The 1,003-nt window shown below is 58.4% G+C and carries 1 pseudogene; it reads left to right on the forward strand.

The features are described from left to right. Positions 1–1,003 (forward strand): annotated as a pseudogene (locus A2I95_RS42390) (preprotein translocase subunit SecA); the annotation flags it as partial.

Below are 1,003 nucleotides of genomic sequence, written 5' to 3' on the forward strand. Positions count from 1 at the left end.
CGAGGAAAAGCAGAAGGTGCTGGACGCAGGCGGGTTGTTTGTGATGGCTTCCGAGCGCCACGAAAGCCGCCGCATCGACAATCAGCTGCGCGGCCGTTCAGGCCGTCAGGGCGACCCGGGCCGTACCCGGTTCTATCTCAGCCTTGAAGACGACCTGATGCGCATCTTCGGGTCTGAACGCCTGGACAAGCTGCTGTCGTCGCTTGGCATGAAGGAAGGCGAGGCGATCATTCATCCCTGGGTGAACAAATCTCTGGAACGCGCCCAGGCCAAGGTTGAAGGCCGCAACTTCGACATGCGCAAGAACGTGCTGAAGTTCGACGATGTGATGAACGACCAACGCAAGGTGATCTTCAATCAGCGCCGCGAAATTATGGCCGCCGAGGATTTGTCTGAGATTGTCGCTGACATGCGTCACGAAGTGATCGACGATCTGCTCGACACCCACATGCCGGCAAAGACCTACGCCGATCAGTGGGACACGGCAGGCCTGCAGGAGCAGGTCCGCGAAATGCTGAGCATTGACGCGCCGGTGGCAGAGTGGGCCGCCGAAGAAGGCGTCGATGACGAGCAGATCCGCGAGCGGCTGGTTGAGGCATCTGACAAGATGATGGCGGAAAAAACCGAGGCATTTGGCCCGGAAAATATGCGCAATATTGAAAAGCAGGTTCTGCTGCAGACAATAGACAAGAACTGGCGCGAGCATCTGCTGACGCTGGAGCATCTGCGCTCGGTGGTGGGTTTCCGCGGCTATGCGCAGCGTGATCCGCTCAATGAATACAAGAACGAAAGTTTTCAGCTGTTTGAAAGCATGCTCGATTCCTTGCGTGAAGAAGTGTCCCAGCAGCTTGGCCGCGTGCGTCCGATGACTGAGGACGAGCAGCAGCAGATGCTCAAGGAAATGGCTGCCCGCCAGGCCGCGATGCAGCAAATGGCAGTCCCGCAGCCAACCGCTGCCGAAGCTTCGGCAGAAGACCCGGCACCGGGTTTCGTGGAGGATGAT

It is taken from the genome of Leisingera sp. F5, assembly GCF_001593695.1.